At 44.1% G+C, this 23,549-nt stretch carries 14 protein-coding genes and 1 pseudogene; 14 read left to right on the plus strand and 1 reads right to left on the minus strand.

The genetic code is table 11. The features are described from left to right. Positions 1 to 15: 15 nt before the first annotated feature. The gene (locus ARA78_RS11930) at positions 16 to 903 is read right to left on the minus strand and encodes an AraC family transcriptional regulator (protein WP_022215944.1); all 888 of its coding nucleotides are present in this window, start codon (positions 901 to 903) and stop codon (positions 16 to 18) included. Between the two features lie 175 nt (positions 904 to 1,078). On the opposite strand from ARA78_RS11930, the pseudogene malQ reads away from it, so the two are divergent. The 14 genes and pseudogenes from malQ to ARA78_RS11995 form a co-directional block, all read left to right on the plus strand. Continuing rightward, positions 1,079 to 2,557, plus strand: a pseudogene (malQ, locus tag ARA78_RS14595) (4-alpha-glucanotransferase); the annotation flags it as partial. A gap of 48 nt (positions 2,558 to 2,605) precedes the next feature. Further along, entirely contained in the window at positions 2,606 to 4,855 is a 2,250-nt protein-coding gene (locus ARA78_RS14600) for a glycogen/starch/alpha-glucan phosphorylase (protein ID WP_055280614.1), read from the plus strand. 172 nt (positions 4,856 to 5,027) lie between these two features. Further along, the gene (locus tag ARA78_RS11940; protein ID WP_015534111.1) at positions 5,028 to 6,545 is read left to right on the plus strand and encodes a response regulator transcription factor; all 1,518 of its coding nucleotides are present in this window, start codon (positions 5,028 to 5,030) and stop codon (positions 6,543 to 6,545) included. 58 nt (positions 6,546 to 6,603) lie between these two features. Further along, positions 6,604 to 8,316 carry a sensor histidine kinase gene (locus ARA78_RS11945; protein WP_055280579.1) on the plus strand — a complete coding sequence of 571 codons (1,713 nt, stop codon included), beginning with the start codon at positions 6,604 to 6,606 and terminating at the stop codon, positions 8,314 to 8,316. Between the two features lie 466 nt (positions 8,317 to 8,782). Beyond that, positions 8,783 to 10,084: an extracellular solute-binding protein gene (locus ARA78_RS11950; protein ID WP_015534109.1), complete on the plus strand. Its 1,302-nt coding sequence runs from the start codon at positions 8,783 to 8,785 to the stop codon at positions 10,082 to 10,084. Between the two features lie 106 nt (positions 10,085 to 10,190). Then, a complete protein-coding gene (locus ARA78_RS11955; RefSeq protein ID WP_055280580.1) occupies positions 10,191 to 11,585 on the plus strand; it encodes a carbohydrate ABC transporter permease in 1,395 nt (464 codons plus the stop codon). After that, positions 11,585 to 12,463 carry a sugar ABC transporter permease gene (locus tag ARA78_RS11960; RefSeq protein ID WP_022215950.1) on the plus strand — a complete coding sequence of 293 codons (879 nt, stop codon included), beginning with the start codon at positions 11,585 to 11,587 and terminating at the stop codon, positions 12,461 to 12,463. The genes ARA78_RS11955 and ARA78_RS11960 overlap by 1 nt, the downstream gene beginning before the upstream one ends. 50 nt (positions 12,464 to 12,513) lie before the next feature. Continuing rightward, positions 12,514 to 14,211: an extracellular solute-binding protein gene (locus tag ARA78_RS11965; RefSeq protein WP_015534107.1), complete on the plus strand. Its 1,698-nt coding sequence runs from the start codon at positions 12,514 to 12,516 to the stop codon at positions 14,209 to 14,211. Between the two features lie 2 nt (positions 14,212 to 14,213). After that, positions 14,214 to 14,912, plus strand: a complete 699-nt coding sequence (locus tag ARA78_RS11970) for an HAD family hydrolase (protein WP_055280581.1) — start codon at positions 14,214 to 14,216, stop codon at positions 14,910 to 14,912. A gap of 266 nt (positions 14,913 to 15,178) precedes the next feature. After that, positions 15,179 to 15,979 (plus strand): SDR family NAD(P)-dependent oxidoreductase, encoded by an 801-nt coding sequence (locus ARA78_RS11975; protein WP_022215951.1) that lies wholly within the window; start codon positions 15,179 to 15,181, stop codon positions 15,977 to 15,979. 330 nt (positions 15,980 to 16,309) lie between these two features. Next, positions 16,310 to 18,799 (plus strand): cation-translocating P-type ATPase, encoded by a 2,490-nt coding sequence (locus ARA78_RS11980; protein ID WP_420314950.1) that lies wholly within the window; start codon positions 16,310 to 16,312, stop codon positions 18,797 to 18,799. Positions 18,800 to 18,920: 121 nt separating this feature from the next. After that, positions 18,921 to 19,481 carry a TetR/AcrR family transcriptional regulator gene (locus ARA78_RS11985; RefSeq protein WP_022215953.1) on the plus strand — a complete coding sequence of 187 codons (561 nt, stop codon included), beginning with the start codon at positions 18,921 to 18,923 and terminating at the stop codon, positions 19,479 to 19,481. Positions 19,482 to 19,542: 61 nt separating this feature from the next. After that, complete coding sequence (locus ARA78_RS11990; protein ID WP_055280582.1) at positions 19,543 to 21,393, plus strand: GGDEF domain-containing protein; 1,851 nt, start codon at positions 19,543 to 19,545, stop codon at positions 21,391 to 21,393. Positions 21,394 to 21,543: 150 nt separating this feature from the next. Then, positions 21,544 to 23,508 carry an oleate hydratase gene (locus tag ARA78_RS11995; RefSeq protein ID WP_055280583.1) on the plus strand — a complete coding sequence of 655 codons (1,965 nt, stop codon included), beginning with the start codon at positions 21,544 to 21,546 and terminating at the stop codon, positions 23,506 to 23,508. Positions 23,509 to 23,549 lie beyond the last annotated feature (41 nt).

Genomic DNA, 23,549 nt, shown 5'->3' on the forward strand with positions numbered 1-23,549 from the left:
GCAATGAGTGGCCGCTTACAGGTTATGATTATCCCTGTATTTACCCGGAGTCACGCCGTATTTCTTCTTAAACATCCTGTTGAAGTAGGACAGGTTGAAGAAGCCGCAGTTCTCCGCGACAGAGAGTATGCTCTCGTCATTGGAGGAGAGAAGTCTTGCGGCAACATTCAGCCTGAAGTCGTTCAGATATGATACAAATGACACCCCCATGGTGTTCTTGAAAAATCGCATAAAATGGGATTCAGAGAATCCACAGTAGGAGGCTATATCCGTTATGGATATGGCCTCTTTGTAATTTTCGTCTATGTAGGAGAGGATGAGTTTTGTTCTCTCCAGATCCCTGGCTCGGTTCTTCCTGTCTGCCTCATCCCTTGCGGTGGAGTTGGCATAGAGAATGTAGAAGAATTCAAAATAGCATCCCTTAAGTGCAAGGTGGTATCCCTTTGGCGTCTCTGAGCAGAGCTTGTCTACCCTGTTAAGACACGCGGAAAGAGACGGATATAATGGATCGTCCCTGTCATAAATACTCTTGATATCCACGTCGCCCGCCAGCAGAGGCAGGAAAAACTCGCTGTCCAGTGAGTCGTGATTTCTGGATCTGAACATGTCGACGGAGAAAAGAATATTCTCATATTCCATTGAATAGCCTTCGTGCTGGGAGATTCCGTGAATGTGTCCTGGCAGGATAATGACTATGTCACCCTCCTCAACATAGTGAGTTGTGAAGTCCACAGTCACATTTCCCTTGCCTTTTTTGATATAGATAATCTCCATAAATTCATGCCAGTGCAGAGACACAGAATTGAAGTCAAGTGGTATGGAGCACAGGTAAGTATTGTACGGAAACATTGGGTCCGCATGGGTCTTATTCTCCAGAAGATTTTCGTATTCAAGACTGTTCATATAACCATGTGCCTCCTTTTTGTTCATAAATTCGACGATTTTTTACATCTTTTACATATTGTACATCATCAAGATGATAGAATTGTACAATTAATTGCTTATATAATGCAAGCATAAAAGGGAAAATGCTAATAAAATACAAGCCATAACAGGAACTGTTCAGGAGGTATCATATATGAGTAAAGCGTTGGAGCGTGGCGCAGGAATACTCCTGCCGATAAGCAGCCTCCCATCACCATATGGAATTGGAACTATGGGAAGAGATGCTTATGATTTTGTTGATATGTTGAAAAGAGCAGGGCAGAAGTACTGGCAGGTGCTTCCGATAGGACCAACAAGCTTCGGTGACAGTCCTTATCAGTCGTTTTCAGCATTTGCGGGCAATCCGTATTTTATCGATCTGGATACATTGATAGCTGAAGGGCTTATCAAGAAAGAGGAGGTAGAATCCTACAAATGGGCTGACAGTGATGACGAGATCGACTACGCCAGAATATACAGACAGAGATTTGAAGTTCTCAGAAAAGCATTTGGCAGATCAGAGCACAAAGACAGCAGGGATTACGTAGATTTCATAGAGGAAAATGAACAGTGGATAGATGACTATGCGCTGTATATGGCGATCAAGGCTGATCATAACAATAGAGAATGGCTTGCGTGGGAACCGGCGATCAAGAAGAGAAAGCCGGAGGCTATGGCAGCTTACAGAGAAAAGCTTGGTGAAGACGTGGAATTCTACAAATTCCTTCAGTTCAAGTTCTACGAGCAGTGGATGCCATTAAAAGAGTATGCCAACAGAAACGGCATAAGCATCATTGGAGATATTCCAATCTATGTGGCACTGGACAGTGCTGATGTGTGGGCGAACACGGATCAGTTCCAGCTTTCTGGAAGTCTGGCACCGTCAGTTGTGGCAGGGTGCCCGCCGGACATGTTCTCAAGCTACGGACAGAAGTGGGGTAACCCGATCTATGACTGGGATGTCATGGAGAAGGATGATTTCGCGTGGTGGAAGAAGAGAATTGCTGCATCTGCAAAACTCTACGACGTGATCCGTATAGATCACTTTATCGGGATAGTCAGATACTACAGCATCCCGGCAAATGGCGAGCCGAAGGATGGCTACTACAGACAGGGACCGGGAAAGAAACTCATCGATGCTATAGACAGTGCCATAGGTTCATCCAAGGTTATAGCTGAGGACCTCGGCGTGGTCGTGCCAGAGGTTCAGAAACTTGTAAAGGAATCCGGTTATCCGGGCATGAAGGTGTTGGAATTTGCATTTGACGGCAATACGGCAAATGAATATCTGCCGCACAATCACGCAAAGAACTACGTAGCGTATATCGGAACCCACGATAATGATATGCTGAAAAGTTATATCAGCGGACAGAGTGAGGAGCTTCAGGAATATATGATGAAGTACCTCATGGCGAACAGCCTGGATGATGTGGCAGAGAAGATGATACATGCACTTTACATGAGCTCAGCGGACACGGTCATACTTCAGATGCAGGATATTCTGGGCAAGGACAACAGTGCCAGAATGAACTATCCATCAACGCTTGGCGGCAACTGGAAGTGGAGGCTTACCAAGGGCGCAACATGGGAATTTACACAGGAACATATAGATAAATTAAGGGATCTCACCAGACTGTATGGAAGAAACAGGGTGAAGACGTATATTTGTAAGGAGGATATTATGTTAAAGGACATTTGCATGAAGAAATACAACAAGGAGATCAAGGACTGCACAAACGAGGAGATCTACTTCGCACTCCTTGATATGACAAAGAAGCTCGCAGACGGAAAGGTTTCAGAGGAGGGACAGAAGAAGGTTTATTACATCTCAGCAGAGTTCCTCATAGGAAAGCTTCTCTCGAACAATCTCATCAACCTTGGTGTATTTGACGAGGTTAAACAGGTGCTTGCTGAGAATGGCAAGAGCATCTATGACATAGAGGAGGTTGAGCCGGAACCATCACTTGGAAATGGCGGTCTTGGAAGACTTGCAGCATGCTTCCTTGACTCCATGGCAACCCTCGGACTTCACGGAGATGGAATTGGACTTAACTACCACATGGGTCTGTTCAAGCAGGTATTTGAGAACAACTACCAGAAGGAGACTGCAAATCCTTGGATTGAGGCAGACAGCTGGCTCGAGAAGACAGACGTTACCAACACGATCACATTTGGCAACCTGAAAGTCCAGTCAAGAATGTACGATATAGATGTAACCGGATACGAGAACAGAACAAATAAGCTCCACCTCTTCGATATCGAGAGCGTTGACGAGTCCATCATGGAGCCGGGCGGAATTAACTTCGACAAGACAGACATTGCAAAGAACCTGACACTCTGCCTGTACCCGGACGACAGCGATGAGGCTGGAAATCTTCTCCGTATCTACCAGCAGTATTTCATGGTGGCAAATGGTGCAAAGCTCATTCTTGATGAGGCTAAGGCAAAGGGTTCAAATCTTCACGATCTGGCTGATTATGCAGCAGTTCAGATCAATGATACACATCCTTCAATGGTGATCCCTGAGTTCATCAGACTTCTTATCGCTGAGGGCATCTCATTTGACGAGGCTACAGAGATCGTGACAGAGGTGTGCGCATACACCAACCATACTATCCTTGCAGAGGCTCTTGAGAAGTGGCCGCTTGCTTACCTTGAGAAGGTTGTTCCACAGCTTGTTCCTATCATCAAGAAACTGGATGAGAAGGTTCGTAACAGATACAAGGATGAGAGCGTATATATCATCGACAAGGATCAGAGAGTGCACATGGCACACATTGATATACACTATAGCCACAGTGTAAACGGTGTTGCATACCTTCACACAGAGATCCTCAAGGATTCTGAGCTGAACAACTTCTACAAGATTTATCCTGAGAAGTTCAACAACAAGACAAATGGTATCACATTCAGAAGATGGCTTCTCCACTGCAACGAGCAGCTTGCAGCTTATATCACAGAGCTCATCGGTGACGGCTACAAGAAGGATGCAGAGAAACTGAATGACCTCGCTAAGTTCTATGATGATGATGCAGTCCTTGGCAAGATCATGGATATCAAGAAGCAGAACAAGGTCGTTCTCAAGGATTACCTTAAGGAGACACAGAACATTGACATAGATGAGAATTCTATCTTTGATATACAGGTTAAGAGACTTCATGAGTACAAGCGTCAGCAGATGAACGCACTTTGGGTTATCCACAAGTACTTCGATATCAAGGCAGGAAATCTTCCAAAGACTCCTGTAACTGTAATATTTGGTGCAAAGGCAGCTCCTGCATACACCATCGCAAAGGATATCATTCATCTCATCCTCTGCCTGCAGCAGCTCATCGATAATGACCCAGAGGTAAGTCCATACCTCAAGGTTGTCATGATCGAGAACTACAATGTGTCAAAGGCAGCAAAGATCATACCTGCATGTGACATTTCAGAGCAGATCTCACTTGCATCAAAGGAGGCATCAGGTACCGGAAACATGAAGTTCATGCTGAACGGCGCGCTCACTCTTGGTACAAGAGATGGTGCAAATGTTGAGATTGGAGAGCTTGTCGGCGAGGACAACATTTACTTCTTTGGCGAGTCAAGCGAGGCAGTCATCGACCACTATGCAAAGGCTGATTATGTGTCAAAGGATTACTACGAGCAGCCTGAGATCAAGAAGCTTGTTGATTTCATCGTGAGCGATGAGCTCCTTGAGATCGGACAGAAGGAAAGCCTTGAGAGACTTCACAACGAACTTATCGTAAAGGATTGGTTCATGACACTCCTCGATGTTGAAGATTATATCAAGACCAAGGAAGGCGTACTTGCAGATTACGAAGATCGCAAGACTTGGGCAAAGAAGGCACTTGTCAACATCAGCAAGGCTGGATTCTTCTCATCAGACAGAACCATCGCTGAGTACAACAAGGACATTTGGAGATTATAATATAAAACTTAGTTTATTTCACAGCAGGGGACGGAGGGGGCAGGCACCTCCGTCCCCTTTTGATTTAGGTTTTGGTGGCGAACAGGAAGTAAGTCGGTTATAATTAAATATACTAAAGTTGTAATGTGATGCGAAAACAGTTCACATCAAGAAAAAGGAAGGCGGTGGAGAGATGTATAGAATACTGATCGTTGATGACGAGAGAATAGAGAGAAACGGGATAAGATTCCTCCTGAAAAAGCTGAATATGGAATTTGATATCGACGAGGCGGTAAACGGTCTTGATGCATTGGAGAAGATGCGTCAGGAGAATTATGATATCCTCCTCACCGATGTGAAGATGCCTTTCATGGACGGTATAGAACTCATTGACAATGTGGTAAATGAGAAGAAGAAAATGAGATGTGTGATATTTAGCGGCTGCAATGAATTTGACTATGCAAAGAGAGCAATAAGGCTGGGAGTTGTGGATTATATATTGAAACCGGTCGACCCGAAGGAGTTTAAGGAGACGTTGGAGAAGGTTGTGGATGAGCTAGAGGCGGCTAAAGCCTCGGATGAGCTCAAGAGCAAGAGCATGGAATTCCTTTATGAGCATGCGCTATATATGCTTGTAAATGGCGAAGATATAGAGAGCATACGCAGAGAGTACAACGGTCTGAACCTGAATTTCGCCAGATTTAAGAGAATTCTGCTGGTTGAATTTAATCACGATTTCTTTGGAAGACGAGATGTAGATTTCAAGAAAAATGAGAAGATAATGGCACTTGGAATACAGAGATACCTCAATCTGAATCAACAGCAGGAACTTATTTTTCTGGGCGATGAAACAGATGCGGTTTACACGGCCCAGGAGCTTGCCAGGATAATTAAAAGTGATTACGATGAGGAATGTTTTATAGCAGTTTCATCGGATATAGAGAACCCTGAGGACATGAAACAGAAGGTCGATGAGCTTGATGAGCTTATGGACAATAAGTTTTATCATCCGGAGATAAAGGTGTTCTACCCAAATATGGAGAGCGATTCGTCAGGAATGATCCAGTTTGATGATGACACTCTCATGAAACAGATGAAACAGGACATCAAGATGAAGGATGTGGAGGCACTCAGGGAACATTTTGACAAATTCTGTGAAAAGTACAGGCACAAGAATGAGTGCTCACAGATATATATAAAGTTTCTCTACTCAAATCTTTTGAAGGACATATACGGCAGTATAGATGGGACCGGTGAGGCGGATCTTAACAAGGATGTTGAAAAGATGTATATGACGACAGATTTTCAGAGCCTTACAGGTCTTGTCGAGGTTGCGATAGACAGACTCGCGGCCTGCTTTGAGGACAAGAGTCAGACCGGACATAAGGAAGTGGAGATAGTAAAGCAGTATATTTACAGGAATTACGGGAGCGAGCTAGGCATAGATATGCTTGCGGATATGGTATATCTTGCCCCAAGTTATCTCAGCACAGTGTTTAAGAAAGAGACGGGACAGAACCTGAGCAAATTTATCAAGTCATACAGAATGGAGCGGGCAAGGGATATGCTTGAGAATAGTATGGCGAAGATTGTAGATATAGGTGCGATGTGTGGTTATCAGAATGTATCCTATTTTTGCTCGAGTTTCAGGGAGTTTTATGGAGTGAGCCCTCAGAAATTCAGGGAGAGCGGTGTTGCAGGCGGTGAGTAGACATACAGCAGACTTGGAAAAGGACGATTGCAGAACTCGTTAAGCAGGGGGATCGTAGATGAACAAAGGTGGAGTCAAGAAGAGATTTCGTGATATGAAGCTGACTGGCAAAATGGTTGTTATTTATCTGCTGGCCGGACTTGTGCCTGTTATGATAATACTGGGTATAACATATATGGAGATGAAAAAGATCCTGTGGGCCCGGGAGACAACAATCTTGGAATCTTATGTCAGCCAGACCACGGATTCCATGGACAATGAATTGGAGATATATAACAACCTCTCTAAATATATATCGTATAACCAGTCGATTGCAAAGATACTGAGTGCGGATCAATCGGCATATCAGAATTATGAGCAGTTCAGTACGGTGATCGATCCCCTGCTGGCATCGATCATGTATTTCCATGAGGATGTAAATCAGGTCACGATATATACTGACGCCAGTGATGTGAAACATGGGTCAACAGTTGCACCGTTAAAAGATCTGGCGGATGGAACGCATGCATATGATGATCTGGATAACAATATACACTGGCATATTGATCTGGAAAGCCGAACTGCATTTTCAGTCAGTCGGATGGCTATGCTGGAGCAGAAAGGTGCCAAGGGTGTTTTGTATGTAGGCGTGGATTATGACAGTGTATTTCAACCGTTTTATACAGAGACAATGTTTGATAATTATGGGCTTATCATAGAGGATGAGTATGGACATATGATATTCAACAAGAATACATTTGCCGATGAGCAGTCAGCATATGAATTGGATGTGGATAAATTCGATGCCCTGAGAGAGATGGAAAATTCAGGGTATCAGTTCATAGATAAGACGTCCAAGGCGACCGGTTGGAACATATGTGTATACAAACCGAACAAACTTATAATCTCATCGGTTCGTCCGATACTTATAATAGCGGTGGCGGCACTTCTGGTAAGTATGCTCGCAGGTATATTATGTATAAATATGGTATCAGAATTTATAACGAAGCGAATCAAAAATCTTCAGAAGACTATGAAGGCCACCGAGACAGGAAATCTGGGCATGGTTATAGAAAATGACAGTACAGATGAGATTGGTGATCTTATAAATGGCTACAACAGCATGAGTAAGCGCCTTGATGAGACTGTCAATGAGGTATATCAGAGCAAGATCAAGGAAAAAGAATACGAGATGAGGGCACTTCAGGCCCAGATCAACCCGCATTTCCTGTACAATTCTCTGTCTATGATCAATTGGAAAGCCCTTGAGGCGGAGCAGGAAGACATAAGCCGGATCACCTTGTCTCTGTCCACATTCTACAGGACAGCCCTGAACAAAGGAAAAAACATCCTGCTTGTCAAAGATGAGATAGCAAATATCAAGTCGTATCTTGATATCCAGCTTGCCATGCATGACAACAGCTTTGATGTGGTGTACGACATAGATGACAGTATCTTAAAATACGAAACATTGAATCTGATACTCCAGCCGCTGCTTGAAAACGCGATAGGGCATGGAATTGACGTCAAGACTGACGGCAGAGGAGAGATACGCATAGAGGGAAAGGAGAATGGAGATTTCATTGACTTTACCGTATCTGACAACGGTGTCGGTATGACAAAGACCCAGGCCGCCCTGATCCTGTCCAAGTCGTCCAATGGCTACGGTGTGTCAAATGTAAACGAGAGGCTTAAACTCTACTACGGTGAACAGTATGCAATAAAAATAGACAGCACCCCGGGAGCCGGCACGAAAGTAATGCTCCACTTCCCAAAGAGAGTAGAAAACTAGAAAAATTATAAAAAATACGAAGAGTGGATGTACCTTTTGAAGCTAATTAAAGCTCAAGAGGTACATTTTTTTATACTTTATAATAACAAAACCAGTTATCGGCGAAAAATAAAACAGAATCTATATATGTAATAAAATCTATATATGAGAGACATAATAACATTGCTAACATTCTTTTGACTAAACCAGAGTATATCTTATATAGCCGCCTTGTGTGATATAGGAGATCCGCCACTGTATATGCGGTCGGAGCGGTAGCGCAGTTGACTGCCATTCGACTGGTTTCTTGCCGGAGCGGCGCCCGCCCATCAAAAAAATTCAACATATCTAAAAAATCCAACATGTTTCTAAAATCATTGATATATACGGATTGGAAACGTTTTCTTATAATGATGACATAAGGTAAAGGTACTGCAAAGGTGTTAAAAACATTCAATCAAAACTATATTTTTAAGGAGGAACGGTTATGAGAGTTAAGAGATTTGCAGCAGTTGCACTTGCGGGTGTAATGGGAATGTCAATGCTGGCAGGATGTGGAGATTCAGGAAAGGATGAGTCAACAACAGCAGCAAAGAGTGATGCAACAGAGGCTACAGATGCAACAGAGGCAGCTTCAGAGGAAGAGGCAATCAAGACAACACTTACAGTCTGGGGACCAGCTGAGGATCAGTCACCTGATTACGGCGAGTGGTTACAGACAACATGTGAGGCATTCAAGAAAGAGCATCCAAACTGGGATATCACATTTGAGTATGGTACATGTAGTGAGGGTGATGCTGGAAAGACTGTAACACAGGATGTTTCAGCGTCAGCAGATGTATACATGTTCGCAAATGACCAGTTACAGACTCTGATCGATGCAGGTGCTATTTCGGAGCTCGGCGGAAGCACAGCAGATTATGTTAAGTCAACAAATTCACAGGCGATCGTAGATTCTATCACAGTTGATGGAGGTATCTATGGTGTGCCATTTACAACAAATACATGGTTTATGTACTACAACAAGAAGACATTTACAGAGGATGATGTAAAGAGCCTTGACACAATGCTTGAGAAGGGTAAGGTTTCATTCCCACTCTCAAACTCATGGTACATCGCAGCATTCTACCTTGCAAATGGCGGAACATTATTCGGTGATGGTACAGACAATGATGCAGGAATCAACTTCGGTGGTGACAACGGCAAGGCTGTTACAGACTACCTGGTAGATCTTGTAAACAACAAGAACTTTGTAAACGATGAGTCAGGTGTTGGTATCTCAGGTATGACAGATGGTTCAATATCAGCAATGTTCTCAGGCTCATGGGACTACGCAGCATTACACGATGCACTTGGAGATGATCTCGGAATCGCAGTTATGCCAACAGCCAAGATCGGCGGTGCGGACAAGCAGCTCCTCTCATTTGCAGGATCAAAGGCAATCGCTGTAAATCCTAACTGTGAGTATCCACAGGTTGCAGTTGCACTTGCACTCTACCTTGGAAATGAGGCATCACAGGAGTCACACTACACAGCAAGAAACATCGTTCCATGTAACACAAGCCTTCTTGAGAGCGATGCAGTTAAGGGCGATGCACTTGTAACAGCTCAGAATGCAACATTCGATACAACAGCATTCATCCAGCCATTTGTTCCTAAGATGAGCAACTACTGGACACCAGCAGAAAACTTTGGTAAGTCTCTCGTAAATGGTGAGGTTACACATGACAACGCAGCAGATATGACAGAGTCATTCAACACATCACTTAACACTGATGTAGCACAGTAAAAATACTAGTTATATATTTCAAAAACAGGTGCTCCATTCATCTACAGGTGATGGGGCACTTGTAATAAGAAGAGATAATGATTTACTTTGAGACGGAGGTGTTAGGATGGCTCAGGCTATAACAAATAAAAAAAGCAAAATAAAGAAAATACGAAGATCTGATTACCCATATACCGTTGCACAGGCAGCGGCAAATGGAGACATAGCTACCAGAATTTCATTTCTGATCTTGGGGTTTGGAAGCATAGTCAGAAAACAGTTTGTAAAGGGATTTTCGTACCTAGTACTTGAGGTACTGTTTATATGGTTTATGATAAAGCATGGAGCATCACTACTGGTGGATATCTTCCATCTGGGTGGTCAGGAACAGCAGAAGGTCTGGAATGATGCAAAGGGTGTATTTGAATATACCCAGGGTGACAACTCTCTGCTCATGCTCCTGTACGGTGTGGCAACACTGTTTATAATTTTCGCATTCATCTGCCTTTGGGTAGTAAGTATAGAGAGCGCATACAAAGCGTATTGCCTGTGGGATAAAGGCAAAAAGGTTCCAAAGTTTAAGGACGATGTGAAGAGTCTGTTTGACAGCAATCTTCATGCATTTCTTCTTCCACTTCCTGTACTTTTAGTCGTTGTATTTACGATATTGCCATTGGTTTTCATGATATTTATGGCATTTACAAATTACAGCAAGCTTGGTTCACATACAGTTATATTCAACTGGGTTGGACTGAAGAATTTTGCAAAGATATTGAACTTTAGTGATGCAATAGGAAGTACATTCTGGTCAGTGCTTGGCTGGACGCTTGTTTGGGCTGTGGCAGCCACATTTAGTAACTACTTCCTTGGAATGATACTCGCAATGGTGATCAACAGAAAGGGAACCAGGGCAAAAGGTATGTGGAGAGCAATCTTCATGCTCTCAGCAGCGGTTCCGCAATTCGTATCACTTCTTCTGATGAGAACGATCTTCAGTCAGAATGGTATCGTCAATACATTACTTATAAATAACGGAATAATCGACAATGCTATTCCATTCTGGAGCAATGCAACACTTGCCAGAGTCATGGTAATTGTCATCAATATCTGGATAGGAATTCCATTTACCGTCATGCAGGTCACAGGAATTCTCCAGAGCATACCGGAGGAGATATACGAGGCTGCGAGAGTTGACGGAGCAGGCCCGGTAAAGATCTTCTTCAAGATCACTCTTCCTTATATGTTGTTTGTCACAGCACCATATCTGATAACAACATTTGCAGGAAATATAAACAACTTTAACGTTATCTACCTTCTGTCAAATGGAGCGCCTACCCCGGTTGGAAAGACTGCCGGAAAGACAGATCTTCTTGTCACATGGCTCTATAAGCTGACGGTTGATAATCAGTACTACAACTTAGGTGCTGTTATAGGTATAATGACATTCATAGTTCTCGCTGTTGTGTCACTGGTAACTTACCACAACACCGCATCATATAAAGATGAGGAGGGATTTCAGTAATGGCTAAATCAAATAATAATGAGATTAAAGCAAGAAGCAAATGGACACTGGGAGACATCGTGGTTCATATCATACTGGTAATCCTTTCGGTTATCTGGGTATTGCCGATCGCATGGATAATCATGATAAGCTTCAGAGGAGAGAAAGGACAGTATGTTTCAACTCTGCTGCCAAAGTCTCTGACTCTGGCAAACTATACAAAGCTTTTTACAGACACAGGTATTCTGAATTTCATGCAGATGTTCAAGAATACTTTGATAATAGCAATTTTCTCATGTATAATATCAACAGCGTTCGTGCTTGCAGTTTCATACTGTATGTCAAGAATGCGTTTCAGACTGAGAAAGCCATTTATGAATGTGGCACTTATCCTTGGAATGTTCCCGGGATTCATGGCTATGATAGCTGTGTATTACATCCTTAAGGTTCTGGGACTTTCAGAAGGCTCACTCATCAGGGTTGCTCTGGTACTCGTATATTCAGGCGGTTCAGGACTTGGATTCTATATCGCCAAAGGATTCTTTGATACTATACCAAAGTCGCTGGAAGAAGCAGCATACCTTGATGGTGCTACAAGATGGCAGTCATTTACAAGGATCATCATACCACTCAGCCGACCGATCATAGTTTATACGGTTCTGAATTCGTTCCTTGCACCATGGATTGATTTTGTGTTTGCCAAGGTTATATGCAGAGCCAACAAGGACTATTACACAGTATCCATCGGACTTTGGAACATGCTCGAGAAAGAGTATGTGTACAACTGGTTCAACTCATTTGCGGCTGGCGCAGTGCTGATATCCGTACCGATTATCATTCTCTTTATGATAATGCAGAAGTGCTACAAGGATAGCATGTCTGGAGGCGTAAAGGGTTAAGGATAATATATGAAATTATTTGCAAAACCTAAGTGGAATGAGGAAAGCATATGCCAGCAATGAAGTATCTGAAAAAAATAATAACATGTGTGCTAACAATTACCCTTATAATAATATGTGGCTGCCAGGACAATAACACCCCCTCCAACCCGTCTAAGGCGACCACAGATGCAGAATATGAGTCTGCCATGCATATTGCGGAGACAACGCCGCTTGGAAGGTATCCGGAACAGCTCACCTATACCCTGGGAAAGCTGTCCGGTGCAAATAATTCAAATCTCCCACAGGGAGAAACGTATGAAAATAACGCATACACACAGATATTAAATGAAATCTTAAATGTGCAGAACCAGGATATATTTGAGGCTGCTGATAATCAGTATGATGATAATGTATCCATGGTGATAGCACAGAAGGATCTTCCGGATGTGATGATCGTCCAGGACATGGATGAGCTGCAGTATCTGGTGGAAAATGACATGATCGAGGATCTCACAGACAGTTATAACAACTGTATGAGTGAAACGATAAAGAACATATATAAGAGTTATGGCAGCAGTATTATGGATGTAGTCACATTTGATGACCGTATCATGGCCATACCTGAGACAAATATATCAGATGGACCAAATCTGATATGGCTTAGAAAAGACTGGATGGATAAGCTGGGACTTGAGGCTCCGAGAACACTTTCGGATGCGGAGGAGATCATCAGGCAGTTTATTGAGAAAGATCCGGGAAATAATGGTGTAGGAAGTACCGTAGGGCTGGTGGCAGACACAAGTCTCTGCGGCGGTTGTGGTTATAGCAGCGAGTACACACTCGACATTGTATTTGCCGCATATGGGGCATTTCCGAAACAGTGGATAAAGGATGAGGACGGAAAGGTTGTGTATGGTTCTGTACAGCCGGAGGCAAAGAAGGCTCTGGAGCATATACATGAGATGTACGAGGAAGGGATTCTGGATCGGAATTTCCTCATGCGGACAAGCAGCAACATAATAGAACTCATAGTGAATGGACAGTGTGGTTCATTCTTTGGACCATGGTGGGCGCCAAATAATCCTCTTATGGACGCTGTAGCGGCCGATCCAACAGCAAAGTGGGAACCATATCTGCTTGCCACAGAGGAAAACGACTCAACGAGTTATCACACTCAGGTTCCATATGGCAACTTCGTGGTAGTCAGAAAGGGATATGAGCACCCGGAGATAGTGTGCAAGATAATAAGTGTGCTGTTCGACTATGTAAGATATGAGGACAAAGACAATCAGGCTATAAAGGATTACTACAAACTCAATGTGGATCCTACCGCAAGACCACTTGCAATGAACGTGGACTACAACAATGCACTTCAGATATGCTATGGCGAGCTGAACCACGTGTTCTCTGGCATAAGGCAGCCGGATGATCTGAATCTGCTGGAACAATCTTATTATGAGGCGTGTGAGTCATATCTCAAGAATGAAGATAATGCGTCATCGGAGGACTGGGCGGCATATACATCCCGTATAACTGCATGCAAGATCCTCAATGATGCGCGTACAAATAAAGTCGAATCTCTGTACTTCGGTGAGACTGAGACCATGGTGTCAGACTGGTGGCACCTTGAGAATCTGGAGAGCAATACTTACCTGAAGATAGTTACAGGTGAAGCAGATCTGGATGAATTTGACAGTTTTGTGGACAACTGGTATAAGTCCGGTGGAACAACGATCACCGATGAAGTTCGAAGGGAGTGCCGGTAGATATGATAAGAGCAATAGTATTTGATTTAGATGATACATTATACGACTGCCTTCACGAGAATGATAAGGCAGTGGAAGACACTGTGAGATATGTGGCAAATGAACTTCTTCATATAGATGAAGTGACAGTGATGAAAGCCTTTGAAGAAGGCAGAGACATGGTAAAGGATCAGCTCTCTGCCTGGGATATGGCGGCGCAGCACAATAGGGTGCTGTACTTCCAGAAGATGCTGGAGATTCTGGGGGTATCACCATTTAAGTATGACCTGCAGGTGTACAACTATTTCTGGAACAATTTCCTGAACAAGATATCCATATTCCCCGGGGCATTGGAGTTTATAGATGATATGAAAGCCAGAGGAATAAAGATTGGTATCTGTACAGATATGACTGCGCATATCCAGTTCAGGAAGATAGACAGACTTGGACTTACGGGCAGACTTGACGCAATGATAACAAGCGAGGAGGCTGGTATAGAAAAGCCGAACCGCAGGATGTTCGATATGATAGCTACAAAGCTGGGCGTAAAGAACGATGAGGTCATCTATGTGGGCGATAGCTACAAGAAGGATGTCATGGGAGCGAAAAATGCTGGAATGACACCGGTGTGGTATTTGTCGCTGCAGAACAAGACGGACGAGGATGTACTGGCTGCATGCAATTATGCGGAGCTTCGAAATATAGTGAATAAGGTGATATAGAGAGCAGTGCGATAGCTGCATATCAGATTCCATTGATGCCAAACACCATAGGAAGCAATAAAACTGCTGCAAGCTGTATCACCAGTGTTCTGAGGAACGATATGCATAAATATTTTCATTTAAAGGTATGTGAAGGTGTTGTTTTGGGGCGGCCGTGTGGCTATAATAATAGACATGGGCTATGAAATTATAGATATATGTTATGGTTGACAGAAATCTATGCGGTGTGAAGAAAGTAGTCATGGCTAGGGAAGGAGTGTACACATATGGGTTTTTTAACAGGTAAGACAGCGATAATAACAGGAGGCGGACGTGCAGTTCTCAGCGATGGAAGCTGTGGATCCATCGGATACGGAATAGCGACAGCATATGCCAAGGAAGGTGCCAATCTGGTGCTTACAGGACGTAATGTCAAGAAACTTGAGGATGCAAAGGCAGAGCTTGAGAGCAAATATGGGATCAAGGTTCTTGCAGTCCAGGCTGATGTAAACGCAGGTGCGGACAACGAGAGCGTCGTCAAGAACGTTGTGGAGCAGACAGTTAAGGAATTTGGAAGAATAGATGTGCTCATCAACAATGCGCAGGCATCTGCATCAGGCGTTACCATCGCAGATCACACAACAGCACAGTTTGACCTTGCCATATATTCAGGTCTTTACGCTGCATTTTACTATATGCAGGCATGCTATCCATATCTGAAGGAGACAAAGGGTTCAGTCATCAACTTTGCATCAGGTGCAGGCCTCTTTGGAAATTACGGACAGTGTGCATATGCGGCAGCAAAGGAAGGCATCAGGGGCCTTACAAGAGTTGCAGCCACCGAGTGGGCAGCTGATGGAATAAATGTCAATATAGTATGTCCTCTCGCATGGACATCACAGCTTGAGAACTTTGAGAAGGCATATCCGGATGCGTTCAAGGCAAATGTAAAGATGCCGCCAATGGGACACTTCGGAGACGTAGAGAAGGAGATTGGACGTGCGTGCGTGGCACTCGCATCACCGGATTTCAAGTACATGAGTGGTGAGACGATCACACTTGAGGGCGCAATGGGACAGAGACCATAGTGCAGTCAATATATCAAATATGGCTTATGCTATGATAATAGAATATGATGTAGATGCGGATCCTGGTTCGCGGCTTGCATAAAAAATGAGCGTAACACAATAATACCCAGATGGGAAATGTGTTATGCTCATTTTGTTTAGCCGACTCAGTCATCAACTATATCTCAAACCAGATGGTTGTCCGCTTGTCGTTAATAAGACACAAGGTTTCTTAAAAAAATATGAAATATCTGCCATCATCCTTGAATAACCTTACTTGGAGTACTTATAATAGAACTTTGTTAAAGAAATAATGAGATGTCATGGGCAGTCGATGCAAAATGCTGCTCGATGCATAACATTTGCCGACCATATACACAGGAAGAGGTGTTTTATTTGGATACAAACTCAGAAAGCAATTTGGATACACGAGGAGTCCCGATCATGGGTCTTACCTCGGAGGAAGTAAGGAAAAGGATCGACAATGGACAGACCAATCACACGGATATAAGTACGCAGAAGACTGTGGGGCAGATCGTCAAGTCCAACCTGCTTACGTACTTCAATCTTATATTCCTCATACTTACGGTGCTGCTATGTATCGTTGGTTCGTTTAGGAATCTGACTTTCCTGCCGGTCATCATAGGCAATACGGTTATAGGAATATTTCAGGAGTTGCGTGCAAAAAAGACTCTTGACAAGATGAGCATGTTAAATGCGCCACATTCGATAGTTGTGAGAGACGGAGAACAACAGCAGATACAATCAGAGGAACTGGTTAAGGACGATATCATCATTCTGTCGGCAGGCAATCAGATATGTGCTGACGCTACGGTGCTCAGCGGCAGTATATCGGTAAATGAAGCCCTGCTCACCGGTGAGTCGGATGAGATCAAGAAGAAATCAGGTGATCGACTCATGTCCGGAAGCTTTGTGGTGTCCGGACAGTGCTATGCCAAGCTTGACAAGGTGGGCAATGAGTCATACATATCACAGCTCACAGCCCAGGCGAAGGCCATGGGTGACGGCGAACAGTCAGAGATGATCAGGTACATCAACAAACTTGTAAAATGGGTTGGAATCATCATCATACCAGTGGGAATCATATTGTTCTGCCAGGCGTATATCATGAATGGAGAGACATTCAAGAAGAGTGTTGTATCGATGGTTGCGGCGGTTCTCGGAATGATCCCTGAAGGACTTTATCTGCTCACAACTGTTGCGCTTGCGCTCAGCACAATAAGACTTGCGAAGAAACAAGTGTTACTGCATGACATGAAGAGTATAGAGACACTTGCGAGAGTCGATGTACTCTGTGTGGATAAGACCGGAACCATCACTGAGCCGGGTATGCAGGTTACAGAGCTGGTGATAAGCGGCAGATGCGGCGATGCCGAGATGGACAAGAGAGCATTTGCGCATCTGCTGGCGGATTACTCAGCGGTCATTGAGGACAACAATGCCACAATGGAGGCAATCAGAGCCTATGTGGCTAAGAATGAGATAGAGAAGGGCAGCAGGACACTGCTCAAGACACAACCTTTCACATCAGCGAACAAATACAGCAAGGTGTCATTTGTCGAGGGAGACTATATGCTTGGTGCTCCGGAGTTTATAATGAAGGATAGGTATGAGGATATATCCGAAGAGATAGAGGAGTACCAGAGCAAGGGATACAGAGTCCTTCTTATGGCGGAGTCAGGAGAGGATTCTATTGGTTCGGTAAGACCATTAGGAGGCATATCTCCTATTGGTTATATAGTGCTTTCAAATCCAATAAGGGAAAATGCGGAGAGCACATTTACATATTTCAAAGAGCAGGGCGTTGCCATAAAAGTTATATCCGGAGATAACCCTGCCACAGTATCAGAGGTGGCAAAGCGGGCAGGCATAGATGGAGCGGAGAACTATGTGGATGCGTCCACTTTGGAGTCTGAGAAGGATATAACTGAGGCTGTGGATAAATATACAGTATTTGGAAGAGTTACGCCTAAACAGAAGCAGCTCATAGTCAGGGCGCTCCAGAAACAGAAACACACGGTTGCCATGACTGGTGATGGTGTAAATGATATACTCGCAATGAAGGATGCCGATTGCAGTATTGCAATGGCATCCGGAAGTGAAGCGGCTGCGCAGGCGGCACAGACGGTGCTTCTGGATTCGGATTTCGGACGTATGCCATATGTGGTGTTTGAGGGAAGACAGGTGGTCAACAATATACAGAGATCAGCAAGTCTCTTCCTTGTTAAGAATATATTCTCACTGCTGATGGCCATATTCTCAGCGATATTTGCGATCACATATCCGCTGGAGCCTTCACAGATATCGCTCATAAGCATGTTCACCATAGGATTGCCGGGATTCCTGCTGGCACTTGAGCCGAACAGGGATCGTATAGAGGGAAACTTTATGGTAAATGTCATGTTAAAAGCATTGCCTGCAGGACTCACGGATGTGTTGTCGGTCGGAGCACTTGTAATCTGCGGACAGGTCTTCAATCTCCCGAGTGAGGACATAGCCACAGCCGGCACAATGCTTCTTGCGGTTGTCGGATTCATGATAATAATCAAGATCAGCCATCCGTTCAACAAGATGAAGTATGGTGTACTTCTTATCAACATAATCGGACTGCTGTTCTGTGGCCTTTTCCTCGGCAGGCTGTTTGCCATAGAGTCGATATCCAACATATGTTTCCTGCTCATGGTTGTATTTGCATTTGCTGCGGAATCTATGTTCAGATATTTGACACTGTTTGTTGAAAAGCTCAGCAGCTTCTTTGGAGACGAGAAGAACAGACGTAAGATCAGAAGAAAGATAAGGAAATATAACATTTTTAAGTAGAGAATTGTCGAAAAAAGAATATAATAAACATAAAGATATACTCATAAGAAGCAACATTGTTTTTTATGAGTATGTTTGTTTATAAGGATGATATGAACAGCTTAGATAACAGGAGGTATGCATGGCAAATTCAACTAAAAAAGCACTTGAGGCATCTCTGAAAAAGCTTCTCAAGGAGAAGCCATTTGACAAGATAACGATAGCGGATCTCACTGGAGACTGCGGGATAAGTAGAATGACATTCTATTATCATTTTCAGGACATATATGAGCTTGCCGAGTGGGTGTGTATAGAGGATGGGAAGCAGGCACTGAAGGATAAGAAGACCTACGATACCTGGCAGGAGGGCATGATACAGGTGTTTGAGGCTGTGCTTGAGAACAAGCCCTTTATCGTAAATATATATAGGTCGGTGGATAAGGCAAAGATAGAAAACTATCTATATAAGCTGTCGTACCAGCTCATAGCGGATGTAGTGGATGAGAAATGCGCAGGGGATAATCTTTCTGAGAATGATAAGCAGTTCATAGCAGACTTTTACAAGTATGGATTTGTTGGAATTATGCTTGACTGGGTAGACGAGGGGATGAAAGACGATTATCATAAAATAGTGGAGCAGCTTAGCATTACGCTTCGTGGAAATATAGCAAATTCCATTCATAACTTTGAAAGCGAGATGTAAAAGCAGAGGACGGATCAGGATAAAGAAATCTAGTACTGCGGGATACGCGGGGAGAGCGCTTATGAATCGAACATCAGATATGAAAAAGAGATTGCCGGGGATAATACTGATAACAGGGGGAATTGTGCTGGTTGCTATGGTCATCCAGGCGGTCATACTGAGCTTTATCAATAACAGGAGTTTTGACAGGACCTCGCAGGTGCTGCTGGATCAGGTCAGCAATGTAATTGAGAAGAATAAGGCAAGTGAGGAAGATTTGATAGACTCCCTCAAGGAAGATTATATGGTCAGGGCTAAGGCTGTGGCGTATATAGTTGATGCAAAGCCTGAGGTGGCAAATGATGTGGATGAGCTCCGCAAGATTGCTGCACTTATATCTGTTGATGAGGTGCATTTGTTTAATACGGATGGCGTGATATATGCTGGTACCAATCCCGAATATTTTGGATATAGCTTTGATTCCGGGGAGCAGATGGCGTATTTCAAGCCGATGCTTGATGACAAGAATCTCACCATGTGTCAGGATGTCACTCCGAACACATCAAATGGTAAGAAGATGATGTATGCAATAACATGGAACGATGATGGAACCAAGATGATACAGGTTGGAATCGAGCCGAGAAGACTTCTGAATGAAGTAAAACAGAATGAGATATCCACGGTGGTTGCCAATATGCCTATGTATGATGGTCTGAGTGTTGTAGTGGCAGATGGCGAATCGGGAGAAATATATGGATGTTCATATGAACCGGTAGTAGGGCTTACTCTTGATGAGATCGGCATTTCGGTGACTGATGATATGTTGCCGGACGATGAAGACAGTTTTACAGGCATAAGAAGGATTAATGGATTTAGAAACAGATGTGTATTCCGAAGATCCGGAGAGTATGTGATCGGGGTCATATATAGAATGGATGTGAATAGCCGGAGTAATATGGCAATCATGGTTATCATGGCACTGTATCTGTGTTTTGCCGCCGGCCTGGTGGTAAGCATGGTGATGAAGGTGATACATGCGAACCGGGAGAGAAATGAACAGCTGTCAATATTGACATCCATGTCGGGGATGTATTACAGCATGCATATGCTTGATCTTCAACATGATACATTTGCACTCTATACCGCAGGAGACCTGATATTGAGGGCTGGTGAGCGGGCAGCAGGGGCGAAGGAACTTATGAGGAAGATCGTTCATAAGGTGGTTGTGGATGAACATCAGGCAAGTGCCCAGAAATTCATGGATCTTGATAGTCTGGGGGACAGGCTGATCAAGAAAAAGATTGTATCAGGTGAGTTCAGGGTGAAGGATCTTGGATGGTTCAGACTGTCATTTATATCGATAGATGTTGACGAGGACGGACGTCCTTTAAAAGTCATATTTACCACCAGAAACATAGATGAAGATAAGAAACGGGAGCAGAAGCTGATAAGAAGGTCTTATACAGATGAGCTCACAAAATGTTATAACAGGAGTGCATATATAGATGATGTCAGGGAGCTGCCGGGAGATTCTGTATATGTGTATGTGTCCATGGATGTAAATGGGCTTAAGCCAGTGAATGATACCCTGGGACATGCGGCTGGAGATGAACTGCTTCAGGGTGCTGCCGAGTGTATGGAGCAGTGTTTTGGAAACTATGGTAAGGTGTACAGGATGGGCGGTGATGAATTTGCAGCCATCATCTTTGTAAATACCAGAAGGCTGAAGAGAGTGCAGCAGGAGTTTGATGACGTTGTGCGTGGATGGTCTGGACAGCTGGTGAAATCCGTATCGATATCATGTGGCTATGTGTCAAGTGATGAGAAGGACTGGGAGTCATTTGACGAGATAGTAAAGGCTGCAGATGAGAGAATGTACGAGAACAAGGCGGCATATTACAGGCAGGAGGGCGGCGATAGAAGGTATCGCTAGAGTACATATGCAATATAGAGTTATACAAAACGGGTGGAATGATAAAATTTTTATCATTCCACTTTTTTTGTAAATATGAAATAAAAATTGGGCAAGCTATTATAGGGACATGAGATGGATATAGACGGCAAACTGAAAGGAGAATTGCTTATGTCAAAGAAAAAGTTAGGAATCGGAATAGCAGCGGTGGCAGCAGCCGGCGCAGGAGCAGCAGCTCTCACAGTTAAAAATCGTAATAAGGCAAAAGTTCAGAAGGAGAAGGCTGCGGCTGAACATGCTGAGTACCGCAATACGGAGCGCGGAAAGCATGAGAAGAACAGCAAGGGAATCTATTATACAAATGGTAACTACGAGGCATTTGCCAGACCGAGAAAGCCGGAGGGCGTGGATGACAAGAACGCATATATAGTTGGAAGTGGACTTGCATCACTTGCGGCTGCATGTTTCCTTGTCCGTGATGGACAGATGCCTGGCTCACATATCCATATTCTTGAGGCTATGGATATAGCGGGCGGCGCGTGCGATGGAATATTTGATCCTGCCAGAGGCTACGTCATGAGAGGTGGACGTGAGATGGAGAACCATTTCGAGTGCCTGTGGGATCTGTTCAGAAGTATACCTTCCATAGAGACACCGGGGGTATCGGTTCTTGACGAGTATTACTGGCTGAACAAAGAGGATCCAAATTACTCACTGTGCAGAGCAACAGTGAACAGAGGCAAGGATGCCCACACAGATGGCAAATTCAATCTGAGCCAGAAGGGCTGTATGGAGATCATGAAGCTCTTCATGACAAAGGACGAGGATCTGTATGACAAGACGATAGAGGATGTATTCGATGAAGAGGTATTTGATTCAACATTCTGGCTGTACTGGAGGACGATGTTCGCATTTGAGAACTGGCACAGTGCACTGGAGATGAAACTCTACTTCCAGAGATTCATACATCACATCTCAGGACTTCCGGATTTCTCGGCCCTCAAGTTCACAAAGTACAACCAGTATGAGTCGCTGATCCTTCCGATGGTGAAGTATCTTGAAGCTGCGGGCGTGACATTCCAGTACAACACGGAGGTCACAAATGTTATATTTGACATGAGAGACGGCAAGAAGATAGCAAAGACCATCGAGTGCAGGGTAAACGGAACTGAGAAGGGTATTCCGCTCACTGAGAACGATCTTGTATTTGTCACAAATGGAAGCTGCACGGAGGGAACTATCTACGGTGATCAGAATCATGCACCAAATGGTGACGCAGAGGTGAGAACAAGCGGCTGCTGGAGCCTGTGGAAGAACATAGCTGCACAGGATCCTTCATTTGGCCATCCTGAGAAGTTCTGCTCTGATATATCTAAGACGAATTGGGAGTCAGCCACAGTCACAACGCTGGACGACAAGATCATCCCTTACATCGTGGATATCTGTAAGCGTGATCCGAGAACAGGAAAGGTTGTCACTGGTGGTATCGTGAGCTGTCAGGATTCAAGCTGGCTGATGAGCTGGACCATCAACAGACAGGGACAGTTCAAGACCCAGGACAAGGATAAGGTGTGTGTATGGGTATATGGTCTGTTCACAGATGTTCCGGGCGATTATATCAAGAAACCTATGAAGGACTGCACAGGTAAGGAGATCACGGAGGAGTGGCTCTACCATCTGGGTGTGCCAGAAGAGGAGATCGAGGAGCTGGCCACAAACAGCGCAGTCTGTGTGCCAACTATGATGCCATATATCACCGCGTTCTTCATGCCTAGAGCAAAGGGCGACAGACCGGACGTCATCCCTGATGGCTGCACCAACTTTGCATTCCTCGGACAGTTCGCCGATACCCCTCGTGACACAGTATTCACCACAGAGTATTCAGTGAGAACTGCCATGGAGGCTGTGTATGGACTCCTCGGTGTGGACAGAGGTGTTCCTGAGGTGTGGGGAAGTGTGTACGATATCCGTGAACTGCTGGACAGCAGCGTGAAGCTCATGGATGGCAAATCTCCGCTTGAGATAAATCTTGGACCTCTGAACAAGCTCAAGAGACCTATACTGAAGAAGATCCAGGGCACGGTGATCGAGAAGGTGCTGAGAGACCACGACATCATCAAAGAGGGTATGCTGTAGATTGAAGTTAATATAGAGTAATAAGAAAGTTCCATGTGTCT

The sequence above is a fragment of the Coprococcus eutactus genome (genome assembly GCF_001404675.1).
Taxonomy (GTDB): Bacteria; Bacillota; Clostridia; order Lachnospirales; family Lachnospiraceae; genus Coprococcus; species Coprococcus aceti.

What these genes read in the sequence shown, in the direction of transcription:
- ARA78_RS11930 (WP_022215944.1), bottom strand. Translation starts at nt 903, where the DNA reads ATGAACAGTCTTGAATACGAAAATCTTCTGGAGAATAAGACCCATGCG.
- ARA78_RS14600 (WP_055280614.1), top strand. Translation starts at nt 2,606, where the DNA reads ATGTTAAAGGACATTTGCATGAAGAAATACAACAAGGAGATCAAGGAC.
- ARA78_RS11940 (WP_015534111.1), top strand. Translation starts at nt 5,028, where the DNA reads ATGTATAGAATACTGATCGTTGATGACGAGAGAATAGAGAGAAACGGG.
- ARA78_RS11945 (WP_055280579.1), top strand. Translation starts at nt 6,604, where the DNA reads ATGAACAAAGGTGGAGTCAAGAAGAGATTTCGTGATATGAAGCTGACT.
- ARA78_RS11950 (WP_015534109.1), top strand. Translation starts at nt 8,783, where the DNA reads ATGAGAGTTAAGAGATTTGCAGCAGTTGCACTTGCGGGTGTAATGGGA.
- ARA78_RS11955 (WP_055280580.1), top strand. Translation starts at nt 10,191, where the DNA reads ATGGCTCAGGCTATAACAAATAAAAAAAGCAAAATAAAGAAAATACGA.
- ARA78_RS11960 (WP_022215950.1), top strand. Translation starts at nt 11,585, where the DNA reads ATGGCTAAATCAAATAATAATGAGATTAAAGCAAGAAGCAAATGGACA.
- ARA78_RS11965 (WP_015534107.1), top strand. Translation starts at nt 12,514, where the DNA reads ATGCCAGCAATGAAGTATCTGAAAAAAATAATAACATGTGTGCTAACA.
- ARA78_RS11970 (WP_055280581.1), top strand. Translation starts at nt 14,214, where the DNA reads ATGATAAGAGCAATAGTATTTGATTTAGATGATACATTATACGACTGC.
- ARA78_RS11975 (WP_022215951.1), top strand. Translation starts at nt 15,179, where the DNA reads ATGGGTTTTTTAACAGGTAAGACAGCGATAATAACAGGAGGCGGACGT.
- ARA78_RS11980 (WP_420314950.1), top strand. Translation starts at nt 16,310, where the DNA reads ATGCATAACATTTGCCGACCATATACACAGGAAGAGGTGTTTTATTTG.
- ARA78_RS11985 (WP_022215953.1), top strand. Translation starts at nt 18,921, where the DNA reads ATGGCAAATTCAACTAAAAAAGCACTTGAGGCATCTCTGAAAAAGCTT.
- ARA78_RS11990 (WP_055280582.1), top strand. Translation starts at nt 19,543, where the DNA reads ATGAATCGAACATCAGATATGAAAAAGAGATTGCCGGGGATAATACTG.
- ARA78_RS11995 (WP_055280583.1), top strand. Translation starts at nt 21,544, where the DNA reads ATGTCAAAGAAAAAGTTAGGAATCGGAATAGCAGCGGTGGCAGCAGCC.